This is a genomic window from Microbacterium sp., from assembly GCF_047972865.1.
Lineage (GTDB): Bacteria > Actinomycetota > Actinomycetes > Actinomycetales > Microbacteriaceae > Microbacterium.
This window is the reverse complement of record NZ_JBKEAY010000222.1, coordinates 1-20878: the sequence shown is the minus strand read 5'-3', so window position 1 is coordinate 20878 and position 20878 is coordinate 1. Positions and strand designations below refer to the sequence as shown.

17 protein-coding genes are annotated in these 20878 nt (G+C 71.1%); 10 read left to right on the top strand and 7 right to left on the bottom strand.

Features of this window, described 5'->3' with window-relative positions; genetic code table 11:
• Positions 1–162 precede the first annotated feature (162 nt).
• The 3 genes from ACK5KK_RS13770 to ACK5KK_RS13760 are packed head-to-tail and all read left to right on the top strand — an operon-like array spanning position 163 to position 1962.
• Positions 163–903: an NYN domain-containing protein gene (locus tag ACK5KK_RS13770; RefSeq protein WP_416890656.1), complete on the top strand. Its 741-nt coding sequence runs from the start codon at positions 163–165 to the stop codon at positions 901–903.
• The gene (locus ACK5KK_RS13765; RefSeq protein WP_416890655.1) at positions 900–1283 is read left to right on the top strand and encodes a DUF3054 domain-containing protein; all 384 of its coding nucleotides are present in this window, start codon (positions 900–902) and stop codon (positions 1281–1283) included. The genes ACK5KK_RS13770 and ACK5KK_RS13765 overlap by 4 nt, the downstream gene beginning before the upstream one ends.
• 34 nt (positions 1284–1317) lie before the next feature.
• Complete coding sequence (locus ACK5KK_RS13760) at positions 1318–1962, top strand: NAD(P)H-binding protein (protein WP_416890654.1); 645 nt, start codon at positions 1318–1320, stop codon at positions 1960–1962.
• 14 nt (positions 1963–1976) lie between these two features.
• Here the strand turns inward: ACK5KK_RS13760 and ACK5KK_RS13755 are convergent, their stop codons facing one another.
• The gene (locus ACK5KK_RS13755) at positions 1977–5468 is read right to left on the bottom strand and encodes a helix-turn-helix domain-containing protein (RefSeq protein ID WP_416890653.1); all 3492 of its coding nucleotides are present in this window, start codon (positions 5466–5468) and stop codon (positions 1977–1979) included.
• A 121-nt stretch (positions 5469–5589) separates the two neighbouring features.
• Here ACK5KK_RS13755 and ACK5KK_RS13750 point away from each other — a divergent pair, with 121 nt between their 5' ends.
• The 4 genes from ACK5KK_RS13750 (at position 5590) to ACK5KK_RS13735 (ending at position 10290) form a co-directional block, all read left to right on the top strand.
• Complete coding sequence (locus ACK5KK_RS13750) at positions 5590–7149, top strand: hypothetical protein (RefSeq protein WP_416890652.1); 1560 nt, start codon at positions 5590–5592, stop codon at positions 7147–7149.
• Between the two features lie 68 nt (positions 7150–7217).
• Entirely contained in the window at positions 7218–8504 is a 1287-nt protein-coding gene (locus tag ACK5KK_RS13745; protein ID WP_416890651.1) for a M18 family aminopeptidase, read from the top strand.
• 170 nt (positions 8505–8674) lie between these two features.
• Positions 8675–9052 (top strand): ArsR/SmtB family transcription factor, encoded by a 378-nt coding sequence (locus ACK5KK_RS13740; RefSeq protein WP_416890650.1) that lies wholly within the window; start codon positions 8675–8677, stop codon positions 9050–9052.
• Positions 9052–10290 carry an MFS transporter gene (locus ACK5KK_RS13735; protein WP_416890649.1) on the top strand — a complete coding sequence of 413 codons (1239 nt, stop codon included), beginning with the start codon at positions 9052–9054 and terminating at the stop codon, positions 10288–10290. Before ACK5KK_RS13740 ends, ACK5KK_RS13735 begins: the two co-directional genes overlap by 1 nt.
• Here ACK5KK_RS13735 and ACK5KK_RS13730 read toward each other — a convergent pair.
• From ACK5KK_RS13730 to ACK5KK_RS13705, 6 genes are all read right to left on the bottom strand, one after another.
• Positions 10281–13280, bottom strand: coding sequence for an alpha-mannosidase (locus ACK5KK_RS13730; RefSeq protein ID WP_416890648.1), 3000 nt, complete (start codon positions 13278–13280; stop codon positions 10281–10283). The two genes, ACK5KK_RS13735 and ACK5KK_RS13730, sit on opposite strands and share 10 nt — an antisense overlap.
• Before the next feature lie 25 nt (positions 13281–13305).
• On the bottom strand, positions 13306–14142 hold the full coding sequence (locus tag ACK5KK_RS13725) for a carbohydrate ABC transporter permease (protein WP_416890647.1): 837 nt from the start codon (positions 14140–14142) through the stop codon (positions 13306–13308).
• Complete coding sequence (locus ACK5KK_RS13720) at positions 14139–15062, bottom strand: carbohydrate ABC transporter permease (protein WP_416890646.1); 924 nt, start codon at positions 15060–15062, stop codon at positions 14139–14141. Before ACK5KK_RS13720 ends, ACK5KK_RS13725 begins: the two co-directional genes overlap by 4 nt.
• A 5-nt stretch (positions 15063–15067) precedes the next feature.
• A complete protein-coding gene (locus ACK5KK_RS13715; RefSeq protein WP_416890645.1) occupies positions 15068–16435 on the bottom strand; it encodes an extracellular solute-binding protein in 1368 nt (455 codons plus the stop codon).
• 67 nt (positions 16436–16502) lie between these two features.
• Positions 16503–17744 (bottom strand): ROK family transcriptional regulator, encoded by a 1242-nt coding sequence (locus ACK5KK_RS13710; protein WP_416890644.1) that lies wholly within the window; start codon positions 17742–17744, stop codon positions 16503–16505.
• 46 nt (positions 17745–17790) lie between these two features.
• On the bottom strand, positions 17791–18489 hold the full coding sequence (locus tag ACK5KK_RS13705) for a potassium channel family protein (protein ID WP_416890643.1): 699 nt from the start codon (positions 18487–18489) through the stop codon (positions 17791–17793).
• A 46-nt stretch (positions 18490–18535) separates the two neighbouring features.
• On the opposite strand from ACK5KK_RS13705, the gene ACK5KK_RS13700 reads away from it, so the two are divergent.
• The 3 genes from ACK5KK_RS13700 to ACK5KK_RS13690 all read left to right on the top strand — a co-directional run.
• Positions 18536–19066 (top strand): bifunctional nuclease family protein, encoded by a 531-nt coding sequence (locus ACK5KK_RS13700; protein WP_416890642.1) that lies wholly within the window; start codon positions 18536–18538, stop codon positions 19064–19066.
• A 120-nt stretch (positions 19067–19186) separates the two neighbouring features.
• Complete coding sequence (locus ACK5KK_RS13695) at positions 19187–20134, top strand: helix-turn-helix domain-containing protein (protein WP_416890641.1); 948 nt, start codon at positions 19187–19189, stop codon at positions 20132–20134.
• Positions 20135–20221: 87 nt separating this feature from the next.
• On the top strand, positions 20222–20878 hold a 657-nt coding region (locus tag ACK5KK_RS13690), incomplete at its 3' end, for an acyl-CoA dehydrogenase family protein (protein WP_416890640.1).

The window sequence follows — 20878 nt, the reverse complement described above, 5'->3', positions numbered from 1 at the left end:
CTGATAGGTAGGGCTCTTGAGACGTAAGTGCGCGGCACGGTGTGGACGCAGGCGCGCAGGACGTCGCGCAACCACGGTTCGCGCCGGTCGCGGGCGCAATGTCGGGCGCGCGTCGGTCGGGGACAGCGCCGCCGAGCACCGGGGACCTGACATGCTGGACACATGCCTCAGACCAACGACCTGCTCGCGGTGCTCGTCGACGCCGACAACGTGTCACCGTCCCGGATCGGCGCGGTGCTCGCCGAGATCGCCCAGTACGGCACGGCCTCGGTCAAGCGCATCTACGGCGACTGGACCAAGTCGAACCTGCGCAGCTGGAAAGAGCCGGCGGCCGATCACGTCATCCAGCCGATCCAGCAGTTCGACAACACCGCGGGCAAGAACGCCACCGACAGCGCCCTCATCATCGACGCGATGGACCTGCTGTATACGCGGCGGTTCCAGGGCTTTTGCATCGTCTCCAGCGACAGCGACTTCACCCGGCTCGCGTCCCGCATCCGGGAAGAGGGCGTCACGGTATACGGCTTCGGGGAACGCAAGACCCCCGAGGCGTTCCGCAACGCCTGCGACCAGTTCACCTACCTCGATGTGCTCGAGGAGTCCGACACCACCGACGACGAGGCGCCGCGTACCCGAGTGCCCGGGTCGAAGCTCCGCCAGGACGCCAAGCTGGTCTCGTCGCTGCGCGGGGCCGTGGAGACGGCATCCGACGACGATGACGGCTGGGCCAGGCTGGGTGCGGTGGGGCAGCTGATGCGCAAGCAGCATCCCGATTTCGACTCCCGAAACTGGGGATACGCGAAACTGTCCGACCTCGTCAAAGCGGTCGGCCTGTTCGCGCTCGAGACGACCCCGACGGGCATCGTGGTGCGCAACAACGGCACGGCGGGAAAGAAGCGGTGAGTGGTTCGCGTGCGGTGTTGTGGGCGGCGCTCGCCGACGTCGTGCTCGTGATCGGGTTCGCCCTGACCGGGCGGCTGAGCCACGACGAGCATCCGCTGGTCGGCCTGTGGGTCACGGCGTGGCCGTTTCTGGCGGCGCTCGCGGTCGGATGGCTGGTGATGCGGGCCTGGCGTGCGCCGGCGGCCCCGGTGCGCACCGGCATCGGAGTGTGGGCGGTCACGCTCGTCGGCGGGATGGCGCTGCGCGCGCTCTCGGGGCAGGGCACCGCGGTGCCGTTCCTCATCGTCGCGGGCCTCACCCTCGCGCTCGCCCTCATCGGGTGGCGCGCGATCGCGACCGCGGTGGTGCGACGCCGCGCGTCGTCGACGCAGCACGCGTAGTCTCGGGGTCAGGCACGCGAGAGGGGTAGAGACGATGTCGCGCATTCTGCTGATCGGCGGTCACGGCAAGGTGGCGCTGCTGCTGGAACCACTGCTGGTGGCAGCGGGCCACCACGTCACGGCGGTGATCCGCACCCCCGACCACGAAACCGACGTCGGTCGCACCGGCGCAACGCCGCTCGTCGCCGACGTCGAGGCGTACGACTTCGATCACCTCACCAACCTCGTCAGCGGCAACGACGTGGTGATCTGGTCGGCCGGTGCCGGCGGCGGCAACCCGGCGCGCACGTACGCCGTGGATCAGGACGCCGCGATCCGTTCTATGGACGCCGCCGCTGCGGCGGGGGTGCGACGGTACATCATGGTGTCGTACTTCGGCGCCGGCCCGGACCACGGGATCGCACCGGAGGACTCCTTCTTCGCGTACGCCGACGCGAAGACGACCGCTGACGCATACCTGCGGCGCAGCGCCCTGGACTGGACGATCGTCGCCCCGAGCACCCTCACCCTCGACCCGGGCACCGGTGCCATCGACGCCGCCGCGACCGCATCGGGGTCGGTGCCGCGCGCGGACGTCGCCGCCGTGATCGCCGCTGTGGTCGCCTCGGATGCCACCATCGGCCGCACCATCCGGTTCAACACGGGCCAGACCGCCATCGCCGCCGCCGTCGGCGGGTGACCGCGGCCGTCGCCTCACCCGGGGTACGCGGCGGGCTCGACGCCGACCTCGCGCATGCGCGAGGTGTAGGCACGGTACCGGCGCAGCGCTTCACCGTGCCGTCGCGCGTCGGCGAGGGCCGTCACGAGCGTCAGGTGCGTCGTCTCGTCGAACGGATCGACCCGCAGCAGTCGTAGGGCGTACCGCACGGCCCCGTCGGTGTCGCCGGCCGCGCGGAAGTCGTCCACCAGCCGGTGCAGCAGCGTCAGGTACGCGGCACGACACTCCTCCCGCAGCGCTTCGGCATCCACGTCGAGCCGTTCGCCCTCGGCGACCGCGCCGACGTCCGCGGACTCGACCTGCGCGAGCCGCGTCACAGGGGTCCCAGGGTCCGCCACCGCCGCCCGGACGTCGTCGAGGAACTCGAACGCGTCGCACACCAGCTCGTCGCCGATCACCGCCACCCGCTCGGCATCGACCCGCAGTACCGCCGCAGCGTCGTCTCGCCCCCGGGGCTGCACCAGGTGCTGGACCTGCGCGATGACGGCCTCCGCCTCCGCGTCCGCGTCCACCGGCTCCTCACCCGGGAACAACCGCCGCCACAGTGCCTCCCGCCCGAGCGAGCGGTGGATGCCGAGATCGCGCACCAGCACCCGCGCGGCCGCCGACGGCCAGCCCTCGACGTCGCGCCCGTCGACGATGAGGCGCACCGGGCCCAGCAGACACACCCGCACCCGTGCGGCCGGTGCTGCCGCCGCCGTCCACGCGGCGGCGGCAGCCATCGGTCCCGCGCACGAGGTCACCGCGTCGCGCACGCCCCACTGACGCAGCGCGGCCCGGTGTCGCGCGACGCCCTCGGCATCGCGACGCACGGCGCACTCGACGTAGCGCGCGCGTTCCGCACCGAATCGGTCGCCGATGCGCTCCCACTCGGCCACCGCCTCCGCCGCACAACTCCGGGCGGCGGACGGTTCGACGGAGGACAGCGCCGCCAGCTCGCGCGCTTCGGCATAGCCCGCGCCGTCGCGTCGCTCCCGCGCGATGTCGGCGGCCTGCACGCCGAGCTCGTGCGCGCCGGCGCGGTCGCCGGCGTGCAGCGTCACCCATCCGTGCCCCAGCCGTGCCGCGACGGCGACCAGCCCGTCGGCGTGGGCCAGCGCGTCGCGGGCGAGCTCTTCGGCGCGGGGCCGGTCGGTCGCGGCGAGGACGCGTGCGAGCCCGGCCTGCGCGCGCACCCGCGACGGCACCGCGTCGCCGCTGACGGCCAGCACACGTTCGTAGTCTGCTCGTGCGCGGCTGACTTCGCCGCGGGCCAGGTGCAGGTCGGCCAGGCCGCGCAGCGGGAAGGCCACCAGACTGCTGCCGACACGGTCGTACAGTTCGGCGGCGGCCACGAACTCGGCATCCGCTTCGTCGTGCCGACCGAGCGCGGCCAGAGCCTCGGCGCGGTTGCTGCGGGCCAGCGCATGGAAGGTGGTGAAACCGGTCAGCTCGGCCAGATCGATCGCCACGTCCAGCTCCTCCAGCGCGAGCGCGTACTGGGCGGTCTCGACGAGGTGACTGCCGCGGTTGGACCGGATGCGCACCTCCTGCAGTGCGTTGCCGGCGGCCTGGGCGAACTCGAGCGCCAACCGGTCGTGCACGTCGTTGGCCCGGCGGTCGCCGTCCCCGGTGGCGATCATGGCCAACGCCGTATGAGCGCCCGACAGTGCCGTCGGATCGGCCGCGGTGCGCGCCAGGGCCATGGCGGTCTCCGCCGCCGCGCGGCTCTCCTCGATGCGCCCGACCAGCCACAGGGTGGACGCCCGCATCGAGTGCGCCCGAGACGAGGCCGCGGGGTCGTCAGCGGGCGTCGGGCGCCACCGGTCGTACGCGTCGATCGCGCCAAGCAGGTCGCCGCGCAGGTGGTGGATGAGTCCGGTCCAGTACGCCGTCTCCGGGCCGACCGCGGTGCCGGCCTCGGCGACGCGGTGCAGGCACGCAAGGCTCTCCTCCCAGCGGCCGACGATGACCAGCGCGCGTCCGATCGTGCTCTCGGCGCGAAGCGAGCGCGCGCCCGGCGGCAGGATGTCGGATGCCGCGGCGATCGCGACGGCGTGGCCGCCGGCCACCAGGTCGTCGGCGAACGCGTCGAGCAGGGTGCCGCACCCCTCGGCATCGCCGGCGCCGCGGAGCAGGTCCAGCCCCGCACCCGGGTCGCCGCGCTCGGCGAGCCACCGGGCGCCCGTGCGCAGGACGTGGCGCCGCTGCGACGGAGGGACCGGGTCGACGGAGTCCACGCACGTGCGGATGAGGTCGCTGACCAGCAGCGTGGACTCGGCCGCGCGGGGCCGGAGCACGCCGCGGTGGACCAGGACGTCAAGAGCGCCCGCCGGGTCGGGCACGCCGAGCCGCGTGCACAGGTCGGCATCCACCTCCGACAGCGGCGCGATCAGGCGCAGCAGGGCGCGGACCTGTTCGCTCAGCCCCGATAGCAGCTCACGCGCCAGCGCCTCGAAGAGGGTGGTCTCCGGGTCGCCCAACCGCTGCACGGCGGCGACCCGGTCGGCCTCGTCGACGTCGACGAGTGCCTCTCCGGTCAGCCGGACCGCAGCCGGCCACCCCTCGGTGATCTCGTGCACCGCCGCGGCCAGCGCATCCTCGGGCTCACCCAATCGCAACCGCAGCAGGTGGGCGGTCTCGTCGGGTGCGAACCGGAGCGACTCCGGGCCCACCTCGACCACCGCCCCCCGGGTGCGGAGCCGATCGAACTCGAACGCGGGCGGGACGCGTGAGACCAGCACCAGGTGCAGACGGGGGTGGGCGAGACGGACCAGTCCTTCCAGCATCCGCAGCCCCGCCGACCCCGCCGTCAGGTGCTCGGCGTCGTCGATGACGAGCGCGATGCTGCGCTCGGTCGCCTCGCTGAGCGACTGCACCACGCGAGCGGCCATCGCGTCGGCGCGCACCGAGGAGTCGCCGTCGGGACCGACGAGCTGACCGAGTGGAGCGATGCGGGTCGGGTCGAGACCGGGAACGACAATCCGGATCGCATCGCGCACACCGCGGGTCAGCATGCCGAGGTCGGTGTCGGGGGCCGAAGCGGTGAGCCAGGCGGCGCCGACCTGCTCCGCCCACGTGCCGACGGCGACCGTCTTGCCGAAACCGGTGCCGGCGACGACAGTGGTCAGCGGTACCGTCCACGCCTCGTCCAGCCGGGTCTGCAACCGCGGGCGCGGTGTGAGGAGGCGTGGCGCCGCCGGCGGCTGCAACCGGAACGCGGCCGTCGGCCGGTCGGCTGCCGGCCGCGCCGCCGGCGCGGCGCCCACGAGGCGACGGCCCAGGTCGCGGAAGGACTCCCGTTCCTCGACGGGCACCTCCAGTCGCTCAGCGAGCGCGTCGACGAGCTGACGCGACGGGCGCCGCTGGCCGGACTCGACGCGTCGGACGGTGATGGTGGAGTAGCCGACCTGCGCGGCCAGCTCCGCCTGGGTGCGGTCGAGGGCGCGTCGTCGCGTGCGCACCCAGTCTCCGAAAGTGGTGTCCATCACTACTCCTCGCCGGTCGGTGTGTCACTCGATGTGTCACTCGGTGTGCCGCTGAGCGATCCCGGTGCCGGTGGCGACGGGACCACGCTGAGACGACCACTACTGAATGAGGAGTCAGATCATGGCTATGACGTACACGATCCGTGTGCACGCGATTCCGTTGACCGATGCCGACGGCGGCCGCGCCAACGAGGTGACCGCGGCCCAGTTCGCGCAAGCCGTCGATGGGATGAACGAGATCTTCGCGGCGGCGGAGGTGCGGTTCGCCTTCGATCCGGACAAGGACTGGCATCCGCGACGCGATACCAGTTTGAACGGCATGCACAACGGCAATCCAGGCGCCTGGTGGGCAGAGGCCAACCGGGTCGCCGCTGAGCATCGGGGGCGCATGGTGGTGTTCCTGCGCTGGGGCCCCGATTCCACGTCGCGTGCCGGAAACTGGTACGCCTATCCGCCCGACACCGGCCAGCGGGTCCCGCCGCACGCCGCGCTTCCCACCGTCAACGTCGACTTCGTCGCGGCGTTGAACTCGGGGGGCGGTTTCGAGAACCGCGGGGCGTTGCTCGCCCACGAGGTGGGGCACTACCTCGGGCTGTTCCACACCCACCCCGGGTGGGGCCCGACCGAGGCGGCAAAGGTGGAGCAATGGGTCGGCAAGGAGGGCGCGCGCGCGCTCGACGGAGATCTGCTGGCCGACACGCCGCGGGATCCGGGGCGCGCCTACTACCAGGAGCGGGTGCAGCGCGAGAACTTCTGCAGCGGCCCGACGTCGTTCACCGTGTCGGGGCACAAGGTGACCCCCGACAAGACCAACGTCATGAGCTACTACCGCTGCGCGCCGGTCACGATGACGGCGGGGCAGGTGAAGGTCGTCCGCCGCACACTGCAGCATCCGTCCCGCAATCACCTCATCCGCACCAGTGCGGGCGTGCGGTACGCGGGGGTGTTCCTCCCCGGCGACGACCGGCACGCACTGTGGGTCGGCGACGATTGGGCTGGTTTCACCGACAAGTGGAGCGAGCTCTCCGATGACGGATTGCGCCTGATCGACCTGGAGTCCTATGTCATCGGCGGCCGACGTCGATTCAGCGGCGTCTTCCGCGCCGGGACCGGGGGCCACGCGTTGTGGGTGGCCTCGTCGTGGAAGGGCTTCGTTGCGGGGCGCGACGAGTTCGCCAAGGACGGGCTGCGGTTGCACGACTTCGAGACGTGGACCGAGGGTCGCACCCGCAAGTACGCGGGGGTGTTCCTGGCCGGCCGCGGGGGTCATGCGTTGTGGGTGGACGACTCGTGGCGCGGGTTCACCGACACCTGGCGCGAACTGTCGCGGGACGGTCTGCGGTTGCAGGAGATCGAGACGTGGACGGCGGGTCGTACCCGCAAGTACGCGGGGGTGTTCCTTCCCGGCCGTGGAGGTCATGCGTTGTGGGTGGACGACTCCTGGAAGGGTTTCATCGCCAAGCGCGACGAGCTCGGCGAGGAGGGGCTGCGGTTGCACGACTTCGAGACGTGGACCGAGGGCCGTACCCGCAAATACGCGGGGGTGTTCCTTCCCGGCCGCGCGGGGCATGCGTTCTGGTTCAACGACGACTGGCACGGGTTCCGCGCGAAGTGGGACGAGCTCGCGAAGAAGAAGCTGCGGCTAGTCGACCTGGAAGTGTTCGGGTCGCTCGTGAAGTGAACACGGTCAGCGCGGCGGTGGTACGGCGGGATGAGCCGGCCGGGGGCGCGGCGAACTACGATCGGACCGTGACCGTCACCGCCGATGCCCTGGCCCACGCCGATGACCTCGCCGCGTTCGTCGCGGCTTCCCCGTCGAGTTTCCACGCCGCCGCGGAGGTGGCGCGCCGCCTGCGCGCGTCGGGCTTTACCGAGCTGGACGAAGCGGAGGCATGGCCGGATCAGCCCGGCGGGCGCTTCCTGGTGGTGCGCGACGGAGCGGTGCTGGCGTGGGTCGTGCCGGCCACGGCATCCGCGACGACCGGGGTCCACGTGTTCGGAGCGCACAGCGACTCGCCCGGATTCGTGCTCAAGCCGCAGCCGACCACCGGCAGCCGCGGCTGGCTGCAGGCGGGGGTCGAGGTCTACGGCGGGCCGCTGCTGAACTCGTGGCTCGACCGGGAGCTGCGGCTGGCGGGGCGGCTCGTGCTCGACGACGGCACGGTCGTGCTGGCCGACACGGGGCCGTTGCTGCGGCTGCCGCAACTGGCGATCCACCTCGATCGGGCCGTCAACGACGGGCTCACCCTCGACAAGCAGCGGCACACCCAGCCGGTGTGGGGCCTCGGCCGCGCGGATGCCGCCGACCTGCTCGCGGAGGTCGCCGGCGCCGCGGGGGTGGCGGTGACGCGCATCCGCGGGTACGACCTGGTGACCGCCGATGCCGCCCCGGGCGCGGTGTTCGGCAAGGACGACGTGTTCTTCGCGTCGGGGCGCCTGGACGATCTCGCCTCGGTGCACGCCGGGACGATGGCGCTGCAGCGGGTCGCGGGCGGGTTCGACGGGGAACGCGTCGCCATGCTCGCCGTGTTCGATCACGAAGAGGTCGGGTCGAACACGCGGTCGGGGGCGGCGGGGCCCTTCCTCGCCGACGTGCTGGAGCGCATCCAGCTCGGTCTCGGTGCCGACCGGGCGGACCGGTTGCGGGCGCTGAGCGCGTCGTGGTGCGTGTCGAGCGATGTGGGGCACTCGGTGCATCCGAACTACCCCGAGCGTCACGACCCGGTCGTGCAACCGGTGCTCGGGTCGGGTCCCATCCTGAAGATCAACGCGAACCAGCGCTACGCGAGCGACGCGGTGGGCGGCGCGATGTGGCGGACGTGGTGCGGCGCCGCGGGGGTGACCGGCCAGGAGTTCGTGTCGAACAACGCGGTTCCCTGCGGGTCGACGATCGGCCCGATCACGGCGACGCGCCTGGGCATCCGCACCGTCGACGTCGGCATCCCGATCCTGTCGATGCACTCCGCGCGCGAACTGGCCGGCACCGCCGATCTGCACGCCCTGTCCCGCGTGGCCGAGGCGTTCTTCACCGGCTGAGCGGGCGGCGCCGCTGCCGGGCTATCCCGCCGGGGTGCCGTGCGCGGGGCTGGTGTGGCGCGCGTTCGGGAGGTGATCGGCGTTCGGGATGGTGGATGCCGAGGATCGGTCCTCCCCAGAGTGGTCTTCCTTCCGAGCGCGCGACGGCGGTCGTGTGTCATAATCTGCGCATGCATGCAGATACGAAATGCTCGCTGGACGAGGACAGCGAGTACGTCGAACTCGCCGTCGAAGTGTTCGCCATGCTTGCCGACGCCACGCGCGTGCGGATCATCCTCGCGCTGCGCGAGGGCGAGATGTCGGTCGGTGCGCTCGCCGAACGGGTGGGCAAGTCCGCCGCGGCCGTCTCGCAGCACCTCGCCAAGCTCCGCCTGGCGCGCATCGTGCTGAGCCGGCACGAGGGCACCCGGGTCTACTACCGCCTCGCCGACGAACACGCGCGACACCTGGTCGCGGAAGCCATCTTCCAGGCCCAGCACGCCCTGAGCGAGAACCCCGTCCACCACGCGCCCGCCCACCACGCCCCGGCGCAGGAGGAGGCGCGCTGATGCTGCGGGTCCTCCGCAACCCGGCCTACGCAACGCTGTTCAGCGCCCAGGTGCTGGCCCTCCTCGGCACCGGCCTACTGACCGTCGCGCTCGGCCTGCTCGCCTACGACCTGGCCGGCGCGGCGGCCGGCGCCGTGCTCGGCACCGCGCTCACGATCAAGATGGTCGCCTACGTGGGGGTGGCGCCGCCGATCGCGGCGCTCGTGGACCGGATGCCGAAAAAGCTCGTCCTGGTCACCGCCGACGTCGTGCGCTTCGCGGTGGCGTTGACGTTGCCGTTCGTGACCGAGGTGTGGCAGATCTACGTGCTGGTGTTCGTGCTGCAGTCAGCGTCGGCGACGTTCACCCCCGCGTTCCAGTCGCTCATCCCGGTCGTGCTGCCGGATGCCCGCGAGTACACCCGGGCGCTCTCGTTGTCGCGCCTGGCCTATGACCTGGAGGCTCTGGTCAGCCCCACGATCGCCGCGGCGCTGCTGACGATAGTGCCGTTCACGACGTTGTTCGCCGGCACGGCCGCGGGGTTCGCGGCATCCGCTGTCCTGGTGCTGGTCACGCGTCTGCGCGCCGCCCCGACCGCCGAGCAGACGCTCACGTTCTGGCAACGACTGCCGCTGGGCGTGCAGGTGTTCGCGCGCACGCCGACGCTGCGGTTCCTGCTGTGGGCCAACGTCGCCGTCGCGGCGGCGACCGCCCTCGTGCTGGTCGACTCGGTCGTGTACGCGCGGGGCCTGCTTGGGCTCGACGACGCGGCGCTGGCGACGACCCTCGCCGCCTACGGACTCGGGTCGCTGGCGGTCGCGTTCGCGGTACCGGCGCTCGTAGACCGGCTCGGGGTCGTGCGCACCATGTCGCTCGGGATGCTGGTGCTGGTCGCGGGCCTGGCGGCAGCGCTGCCGGTGACGCTCGTCGCTGAAACTGGGACGGGATGGCCGGCGCTGCTGGCCACGTGGGTGGTGCTCGGCGTGGGGACGTCACTGGTGAACACCCCGTCGGCGCGACTGCTCGCCGACGCCGCGACGGCGCAGACCCGCAACCTCGTCTACACCGCCCAGTTCGCGCTGTCGCACGCGTGCTTCCTGGTGACGTACCCCATCGCGGGGTGGCTGGGGGCGGTGAGCCTGCCGGTCACCGTGGCGGCGCTGGGCGCGCTCGCCGCGGTCGCCACGGCCTTCGCGCTGGCTCGGGCGCGCCGGCTCCCGGCATCCGCGTCGACGGGGCAGGACACGGTTCAGCGCTGAAAACGCAGCGTCACGACCTCGAAGGGGCGCAACACCAGGTCCACCCCGGACGAGGCGAGCGAACCGATCGAGCCCTGTTCGGCGGGCCGCTCCAGCAGGTCGACCTGGTCGACACCGGTCCAGGCGAATCCGGTGTGCACGGTGGTGGTCCGTCGCGACCCGAGCGACTCGTAGAGGCGGACGACGACATCGCCCGACCCGTCCTCGGCGAGCTTGACCGCTTCGACCACGACGGCCCGGTCGTCGATCCGCAGCGCCGGTTCGACCGTGCGGGACCCGCGCAGGGCGACGGTGGGCAGGTTGAGCCGGAACCCTTCGGCGACGGCGTCGGCGATGTCGGCATCCGGCAACAGTGAGACGCGGAACTCGTGCGCTCCCTGGTCGGTCTCGGGGTCGGGAAACAGCGGCGCCCGCACGAGCGTGACCCGCGCGACCGTCTCGTGCGCGCCGTCCGGCCCGGAACCGGGGCGCACGTCGTGACCGTAGCTGGAGTCGTTGCCGAGCACGACGCCGGTGTCGCCTTCGGCCACGCGCAGCCAGCGGTGCGCGGCGATCTCGAACTTCGCGGCATCCCACGACGTGTTCGCGTGGACGGGCCGGGCGAGATGGCCGAACTGGATCTCGCTCTCGCTGCGGTCGGCGCGCATCCGCAGGGGGAACGCGAGCTTGAGCATCTTCTGGCGCTCGTGCCAGTCGAGCCGAAGGGTGAGGTCGAGGGCGCCGCTGACGGGGTCGACGCGCACGTCTTCGGTCACCCGGGACGACCCGAACGAGCGGACGATGCGCAGCGCGTCGCCGACGACGGTCACCGAATCGACCTCGCGGATGTCGCGGGCACGCGCGGTGTCTTCGGCGTCGATGTTCCAGGCATCCCACTCGCGGGGGGTGTCGCGGGCGAGCTGGACCATCGCGGCCGGCCGGTCCGGATCGATCCACTCGCGGCCGGAGCGTTCGTCGCGCGCCCCGATCACGGTGCCGTCCGGGCCGATCCGCCAGGTGAGGCGGGGATGCCGGAACACCCACCCGTCGCCGTCGGGCTGCGCGCCGACGGCGGGCGCCGCGGCGGGCTCGGCGTCGACCGACAGCGCGCTCACGCCGTCGAGGTCGACGGGCGCGGCGTTGGCTCGCAGCGGCACCTCGCCCGACCCAACGAGGACGCGCAGGGCGGTGTCGATGATGTCGGTCAGGTCCGCCGCGACGCGCGCGTAGGCGTGCTCTGTCTCCCGGTGCACCCACGCGATGGAGGTGCCCGGCAGGATGTCGTGGAACTGGTGCAGCAGCACCGTGCGCCACAGTTCGCGCAAGCGCGCCGCCGGGTACTCGGCGCCGGTGCGCACGGTCGCGAGCGTCGCCCACAGCTCGGCGGCGCGCAGCAGGTGCTCGCTGCGGCGATTGCCGCGCTTGGTGCGCGCTTGCGAACTGAAGGCGCCCCGGTGGTACTCCAGGTACAGCTCACCCGCCCACACCGGCGGTGACGGGTACTCGGCTTCGGCGTCGCGGAAGAACGCCTCGGGGCTGGCCAGCCGCACGCGCGGCGATCCCTCCAGGTCGGCGGTGCGGCGGGCGGCCGCGATCATCTCGCGGGTGGGACCCCCGCCGCCGTCCCCCCACCCGAACGGCACCAGCGAGTGCGATGCGTATGCCTTCTCGCCGAACTGCCGTTCGGCGCGCGCCAGCTCGGCCGCCGACAGTTCGGCGTTGTAGGTGTCGACCGGGGGGAAATGGGTGAACACGCGCGTGCCGTCGATGCCCTCCCACAGGAACGTGTGATGCGGCATCCGGTTGGTCTCGTTCCAGGAGATCTTCTGCGTGAGGAACCAGCGCGACCCGGCCGCGCGGATGAGCTGGGGGAGTGCGGCCGAGTAGCCGAACGAGTCCGGCAGCCACACCTCGAGCGGTTCGACGCCCAGCTCCTCGATGAAGAACCGTTTCCCCTCGACGAACTGGCGGGCGAGTGCTTCGCCGCCGGGCAGGTTCGTGTCGGATTCGACCCACATCCCGCCGACCGGCACGAACCGTCCGGCCGCCACCTGCTCGCGCACCCGGGCGAACAGATCGGGGTAGGACTCCTGTAGCCAGGCGTACTGCTGCGCCGACGACGCTGCGAAGACGAACCCGTCCTCGCGGTCGAGCAGGTCGAGCACGTTCGAGAAGGTACGCGCGACCTTGCGGACCGTCTCGCGCATCGGCCACAACCACGCCGAATCGATGTGAGCGTGACCGACCGCCGTGACGAGATGGCTGGTCGCGGCGGCGGGGGAGGCCAGGACGGCCGCCAGATCGGCGCGGGCCGCTGCCGCAGTGCCGGCGACGTCGTCGGGGTCGAGGGAGTCGACGGCGCGGGACAGCGCGGCCACGATGCGCGCCCGTCGCGTGCGGTCCTCGTCGAGCTGATCGACCAGGCCCCGCAGCGTCCAGACGTCTTGCGCGAGCTCCCAGACGGTGCGGTCGCGGAGAGCCAGGTGGAGGGCGTCGAGCCGGTACAGCGGTTCGACGCCGGCCGTGGCCGGATCGCCCAGTGGCGTCGGGGCGAACGTGAAGGCACCCGCGACGCTGGGGTTGCCGGCCGCCTCCAGGTACAGATCGACGGTGTCGCCAGTGACCGGGATGCTCGCGTTGCGCGGTTCGATCGCTTTCACGACCCGGCCGTCGGCGTCGAAGGCGAGTGCTTCGGCCTGAAACCCCGGGGCGGAGGTGTCGAACCCGAGGTCGACGACCAGTTCCACCTCGGCATCCGCCGCGTCGTGCCACGGGTCCGGCACGGTGCCGGTCACGTGGAACCAGACGGTGCCCCACGGCCGGCCCCACGCGCCGCCGAGCGGGAACGGGGTGTACTCCTCGCCGGTGGCGACGGCGAACGGCACCGGCTCGCCGGGCACCTCCCACGCGGTGATGGTCACCGGCGCGGTGTCGCGGTGGGCGGCGGCACGCAGCCGGTCGCGGAAGAGCCTGTCGACGCGCTGCAGCGTCAGACGGTCGTTTCGGTGCATGGCCGGCCCCTACTCCCCTTCTCGATCATTCCTTGACGGCCCCCGATAGCGCGAATGTACCGCCCAGCCCGCGTGTCACCAGCAGGTACAGCCCCAGGACGGGAGCCGAATAGAGCAGGGAGTAGGCGGCGAGGCGGCCGTAGCCGACGGTGCCGTACTGCCCGAAGAACGTGTAGATCGACACCGCCGCCGGCTGCCAGTCCGACAGCAGCAGCACGAACGGCACGAAGAAGTTGCCCCACGCCTGCAGGAACACGAACACGAACACGACCGACAGAGCGGGACGCATGAGCGGCACGATGATGTGCCACAGCGCTGACATCGCGCTGGCACCATCGACCCACGCCGCCTCCTCCAGGCCGATCGGCACCGAGTCCATGAACGTCTTCGTCATCCACAGTGCCATCGGGAGGGAACTGGCAGCGAGGAACAGCATCACCGCCCACGGCCGGTCGATGAGGCGGAGCTGGACGAACAGCGTGTAGACGGGCACCATGATCGCGGTGATCGGCAGGCAGCTGGCGAACAGCACGGTGTAGAGGAACGGGCCGTTCACGCGGGAACGGTAGCGCGACAGCGGGTAGGCGGCGAGCACCGAGACCACGACGGTGACCGTGGCTGCGCCGGTGGACAGCAGCAGACTGTTGGCCAGCGGCCGGAGGGTCAGCTCGGGCGTGAAGACGGCGACGAAGTTGTCGAGCGTGAACTGGTCGGGGATCTTCACCTGGTAGCTTGCCGCCGAGTCCACCGAGGCCAGCAGGACCCATGCCAGCGGCGCCGCGAACAGCAGGCCGACGCCGATCAGGACCACGTTGGCCCACCAGCGCGTCCCGGCGCCGGACGGGGCGGCGACACTTCTCATCGCCGGTCAGCTCCCCGGCGAAGCGACAGCACGTACGCCACCGAGAACACCGCGCCCAGGAGCAACATCACGACGGCGATCGCGTTGCCGTAGCCGATGTCGCCGAACTGGAAGGCTTCCCGGTAGGCCAGCACCGGCAGGGTGCTGGAGAGGTCGCCGGGGCCGCCCTTGGTCATCACCCAGATGAGGGTGAACACCGACAGGGTCTGCAGGGTCGTGAGCATCAGGTTGGTGAACACCGTTCCCCGGATGATGGGTAGAGTGATCAGCCGGAAGCGTTGCCACCCGTTCGCGCCGTCGAGCATCGCCGACTCCTGCACGTCGGGGGAGACGTCGTCGAGGGCGGCGCGGTAGATCATCATCGAGAACGCGGTGCCGCGCCACGTGTTGGCGAGGACGATGGCCAGCAGCGGCAGCGAGAAGAGCCAGTTCGGGCCGGCGATGCCGACCGCCGCGAGGATCTGGTTGAGGGTGCCGTCGGCGGAGAAGAAGGCGTAGCCGATGAATCCCGCGACGATCTCGGGGAGCACCCAGGCGGTGACCACGAGCGCGCCGACGACGCCGGAGACGGGGCGGCTGCCTGCCCGGAAGAGCACCGCCAGCAGCATGCCGAGCACGTTCTGTCCGATGACGGCCGAGCCCACCACGAAGGCGATCGTGACCCCGATCGACAGCGGCAGCACCGGATCGGCGAACAGTCGGGCATAGTTGTCGAGGCCGATGAACCCCGGGTCGGCGGCCCGCGGGCCGCTCAGTGCGCGGTCGGTGAGCGAACCGGCCAGTGCCCAGACGATGGGGCCGGCGAGGAACACCAGCAACAGCCCGACGGCGGGCAGCAGCGGCAGCGTCTGCGCGGCGGTGCGGCGGAGATGGTGCCGGAGTCCGCTCGATCCGTTGGCGGCCGCCGCGTTCGTCGTCATCGGCGCTAGGGCACGATCACCTGGTCTTCGCCCACGATGCGCCGCACCGCGGCGTCATAGGCCGCGGCGGCCTCCTGCGGGCTCTGCTGCCCGGTGATGACCGCCTCGGTGGCCTCCTGGACAGCGACCGAGATCTGCGGGTAGTCGCTGTTGGCGGGCCGGAAGTTGGTCACGGCGACGGCCGCGCTGACGTCGGCGACGAACGGGTTGGACTCGAGGTAGGTGGGGTCGGCCGCGACGTCGGTGCGCACTGCGATCTGCGCGTTGTTGATCGCATACCAGAGCGCGTTCTCCTTGCTCAGCGCCGTGGTGATGAACTCGAAAGCGAGGTCGGGTTCATCGGTGTGGGCCGAGGCGGCGAGGGTCCAGCCGCCCGACATGCTCACGCCGCCGGGGTCTTGGCCGTTCTGTGTGGGGAACAGGGCGACGCCCATGACGTCGCCGTATTCCGGCCACGGGTAGGACCCGCCCTCCATCCAGAACGACGGCGTGTACGACCCCTCGACGGTGCCGCCCAGGGTGTCTTCGGGGAACATCTCCCCGAAGACCGCTTGCCACACGTTGGGGTCCAGGGCCCGGTCGGGGGAGACGGCGTAACCGGAGTCGTAGAGGGTCTTGAGGAAATCGAGCGCATCGACGAAACCGGGGGACTCGACGACCCACTTGCCGGCGGCGTCGTCGAACAGGCCGGTACCGTCGCCGGTGCCGTAGAGCAGTTCGTAGAAGCTCTGCATCACGGTGCCCTCTCCGGTACCGGTGCCGGCGTACATGCTGAACGGAACCACGTCGGGCTGGGATTGCCTGATGGCCGCAGCGACGTCGAGGATGTCTCCCCAACTCGTCGGCTGCCAGGGAACCCCCACCCCGGCAGCCTCGAGGACGTGCGTGTTGTACCAGATGACACGGGTGTCGGTGCCCAGCGGCAGTGCATAAATGCTGCCGTCGGCTCCTTGACCCGCCCCCTTGGCGCCGTCGTCGAACAGGCTCCAGTCGTCCCACCCGGCGAGGTGGTCGTCCAAGTTGAGAAGGAAGCCCGCCTCGACGTCGCTGCGAACATTGAAGGTGTCTTCGTAGAAGACGTCGGGGGCCGTGTCGGCCGACCCGAGGGAAAGCTGAAGGCGCGTCTTGTAGTCGTCGTCGGTCGCTGTGATCGGCTGCAGATCGACGGTCACGCCGGTGTGAGCGGCCTCGAACTGCTCCTTGGCCGTGGTCAGAAGCGTGTCGAGGGCCGTGAACGCATCGGTCTTCGAGTACGACACGGTGATGGTCGTCTCGTCGACTCCGGTTGGCTCCTCGCTCGCGGCGCAGCCGCCCAGGGCCAGTCCGGCCGCCGTGGCCACCGCCGCGGCGCGCAAAACTGCTGTGACTGTCATGGCATCCCCTCGATCGCATATAAGTCAATCGAGTGGACATATGACTGTCAAGGCGGTGAGGTCCGCCTCAGGTCAGCAGGAGGGAGGTGGGGCGCGGGGCGAGTGCCTCGTCGAGGATGATGCTCGCCGCGCCGATCGCCCCGACGTCCTTGCCGAGGGTCGTGCCGGTGACGACGATGGGATGGATGTCGCGGGTGACGAGTTGCGCGCCGAGCGAGTCGAACACGTGGTGTTCGAACCAGGTCGACAGCCGACCCCACAGCGGTCCGCCCACGATCACGCGGTCGACGTCGAGCAGGTCGCACACCACCGCGAGGGCGTGGGTGATGCGTTGGCCGCATCGGGTGAGCACGCCCGCCGCCCCCGGGTGCTGAGCCGCAGCCAAGTCGACGAGCGACGAGAAGGCGGCATCCATCGTCGCCGGGTCGCGTCGGGTCCGGGCGCCGGGCAGGATGCCCAGAGACTCGGCCTCCTCGACCAGTGCCGCGGGGGTGCACGAGACGGCGACGCAGCCGCGTTGCCCGCACGGGCAGGGGGGGCCGTCCGGGTCGACGACGATGTGCCCGACCTCGCCGGCGTTGCCGGAGCTGCCGCGGGCCACCTCGCCATCGATGACCAGACCCATCCCGACGCCGGTGCCGAGGTACAGGAAGACGAAGTTCGTGGTGGTCGTGTCGGCGGCCAGCCACAGTTCGGCAACCGCAGCGGCGGTCACGTCCTTGTCGAGGGCGACGGGAAGGCCGGTGCGCTCGGCGATCGCGTCGCGGAGCGGAACCCGATGCCAGCCGTCGAGGTTCGGCGGGTCGACGATGACGCCGCGCTCGGCGTCGATCGGCCCGGGCGCGGCGATGCCGATACCGACGATGCGGTCGCGATACACGCCGGTGTCATCCAGCAGCAGGTCGATCTGTTGTGTGATGAGATGGATGGTGCGTGTCGGGTCATTGGCGCTGGGTGTCGCGCGGCTGCGACTGGTCACCACGGTGCCGTCGATGGCCAGCAGCGCGACCGTGAGTACGGAGGGGTCGAGGTGGACGCCGATCGCATACCGGCTGGTCGGCACCAGACGCAGGATAGTGCGGGGCTTACCCGGTCCGGCGGGCAGGCCCCTGCCGGCGACGCGGCCGCCGGGTTCGATGATGCCGGCGTCGAGGAGCCGCTGGGTGATGTTGGAGACGGTCTGCGAAGACAGTCCCGTCTTGCCCGCGAGTTCGACGCGGCTGAGTCCGCCTGATCGTCTCACCTGGTCGAGCACGAGTGCTTCGTTGTAGCCGCCCACGCTCGGCTGGTTGGCGCCGCGTCTGGTCATTGTCGCTATCCGCCCATCGTCGGTCTGAGCGTACTCCCGACGGAGGTCACCGGTGGTCGAGTTGCGAACGAAGTTCGTCGATCTTGGATTCGATGCGCGCCAGGTCGGTTGCCGGCGCGTCGGCGGCGCCGCGGATCTTGTCGCTCATCCAAGACGCGAGCGTGGCGGTGACCACGCTGAGGAGGGTGATTCCGCCGAGCATGAGGGCGGTCGCGACCGCCCGCCCGGCAGCGGTGACCGGGGTGAGGTCGCCGTAGCCGACCGAGGTCACGGTGACACAACCCCACCAGATCGCGTCCCCGAGCGTCGTGATCGTCGCGCCGGGTGCGTGGCGCTCGGCGTCGAGCACGGCGAGGGCGGCCGTGTAGACGACGAGGGCCGTGGCGCCAGTTGCGTAGAGGATGGTGCGCGTGCGCAGGGCAGTGCCGGCGGTGCGGCGGAACGGGTGCAGTGCGGTGATGACGCGCAAGAGTTGCAGCGGGCGCAGCGCGGGGAGGACGACGGTCGCCAGCGCGAACAGGTGGGAGCGGAACCACGCGCCGCGCTCGCCGGCGGGGGTCAGCGCCAGCTGGGCGAGGTAGTCGACGGCGAACATCGCCCACACGAGGATCAGGACGATGCCGGCGACCACGGCATCCGCGCCGGTCGCGTCGGTGATGACCCACCAGGAGTAGACGATCAGGAAGACCACGGCGGCGGCGATCAGCGGCCATCGGGTGAGCCGGTGCCAGCGTTCTTGCGTCATGTCATCGATGGTAGGCGGGTGTGCGGCGGTGCCGAGGGTGCCTACGATGGCATCAGAGGGTCGCTGGGAGGATGTCATGGTTCAAGTGCGGGTCGCCGCGATCGCCCTCGACCAGAGTGGGCAGCACGTCATTCTCCTGAAACCGGTCGACGCCGAGCCCGGCCAAGGGCGCATCCTGCCGATCTGGATCGGCGCCCAGGAGGCGACGTCGATCCTGATCGCGGTCGAGGGGGCGGCCACGTCCCGCCCCCTCGCGCACGATCTGATGCGCTCGATGCTGGAGTCGCTGGGCGCCGAGGTGGATCGCGTCGAGGTGACCCGCATCGACGACGGCACGTTCTACGCCGAGGTCGGGCTGCACGCCGGCGGCGGTGACCTGCGCATCGACGCGCGCCCGTCGGATGCCGTGGCGCTCGCTTCGCGGACGGCGGCGCCGATCTGGGTGGCCGACGAGGTTTTCGAGGAGGCCGGTGTCCCCGACATGACGCTGGCCGGCGACGAGGCGGGCGCCGAAGAGAACGTCGAGGAGTTCAAGCGGTTCCTGGAGGAGGTCGATCCGGAGGACTTCCGCGAGTGATTCCGACGCGGCCGCGCCGGTGCGACGCGCCGGCGGTGCGACGCGCCGCCGGGTAGACCGTCGCCCCAGAGTGGCGATAGCGTCGTGCTGACCTCGGAACGTGGATGATCGGAGGTGGTCATGACCGTCTGGGATACGACCACGCTTCCGCCCGCCGAGCAGTTCGAGTTCTATCACCAGGTGATCTGTCAGGCTTTCGTGCCGCTGCGACCGGTCGCGCTCGCCGACGGTGAGGGCTTCGCGTCGGTCGTGGAGACCCGGCCGCTCAGCGTCGTCAACCGCGCCCGCGTGGCCTCTCCCATCCAGGAGACCCATCACGGCCGACGCGAAGTAGCAGCGACCTCCGCGGCGCACTATTTCGTCAATCTCCAGCTCGTCGGGCGCTGCTACGCACGTCAGGGCGGCACCGAGTCGGTCGTGTCGCCCGGACAGTTCACCGTGCTCGACACGACCCGGCCGTTCTCGCTCGACTTCGACGACGACTGGCGGATGCTGTCGTTCCGTGTGCCGCACGACGCGGTGTCCGGTCGGATTCCCGATGCCGGTCTCGCGACGTCGGTGGACGGCTCGGGCGTCGGTGCGGCGGCGGTCGTGCTCATGCGCGTGCTCTGGTCGGTCGACGAGAACCTGCCGCTGTCGGCGGCGGACGATCTTGCCCGGGCGTTCTCGGCGACGGTGTCGGCCGCGCTGGCGCCGAACGCCCCACCCGAGCCGGTGCCCGACGCGCGGCGGCGTGTGGTGGTGCGTCACCTGCAGGAACGGCTCGCCGATCCGTCACTGTCGGTCCACAGCGTGAGCCGGGCCCTGGCGATGTCGCCGAGAGCGCTCCACGCGTCGTTCGAGGGTTCGGGTGACACGTTCGCGGCCACACTCCGTGGTCTGCGCATGGCGCGTGCCGCCGAGATCCTGGCGGACCCGCGGCATCCGGTGACCACGGTCGCCGCGGCCGTGGGCTACCCGGATCCGGCGTCGTTCACTCGCGCGTTCCGTCGCGAGTTCGGTGAGCCACCGCGGGAGTACCGCCGGCTTCTGCACGAAATGCACACCCTTCCGGCACGAATCGACTAGCGTCCGCGAGTCGCGTCGCGGAGCCTGGTTGCGGTGATCGGCGTCGTCCGAGAGCCGAATCGAACCACCGTCCCGAGGGAGGCACGCATGTCCGTATCGTTCGCACTGAGTCGTGAGCAGGTGCAACACAAAGCCGATGCCCGCGCGTTCGCGCGTGGGACGCTGGCTCCGTTGATGGCCCGGGTACGCGCCGAGCGCGACCCCGAGACGCGCGCCGGGCTGATGAAACCCGCGGTCGAGGCGGCCGTGGCCGCGGGGATGCTGCGCAGCCTCATCCCGGCTCCCTTCGGAGGCACGGCTGCCAGTGGCGTGGACGCGGCGATTCTCATCGAAGAGCTCGCCGCAGAGTCCCCGGACTTCTTCATCACGCTCGCCGGGCCGCTCATCGCGTTGGCGCCCGTCTACGAGGTCGGCACGGCGGATCAGATCGCGCGGTTCGTCGCGCCGTTCCTCGCCTCCACCGGCGCCCCGGTCGCCGCGATGGCCTTCAGTGAGCCCGAGGGCAGTGCGAACTTCGGCGCACCGGCACCCGCTGCCGGTGTCACGACGACGGCGGTCCCCGATGGTGACGAGTGGGTGATCAACGGTCGCAAGGCGTGGTCGTCATTGTTGCCCGGGTGGGATGGCGACGGGCCCGACATCATGACGATCGTCTGCCGTACACCGGGCGGGGTCTCGGTGGTCGTTGCCGAGCGCGAACACCTTGCGGGGCACATCGAGGTGGAGGAGTTCTACGACCTGCCC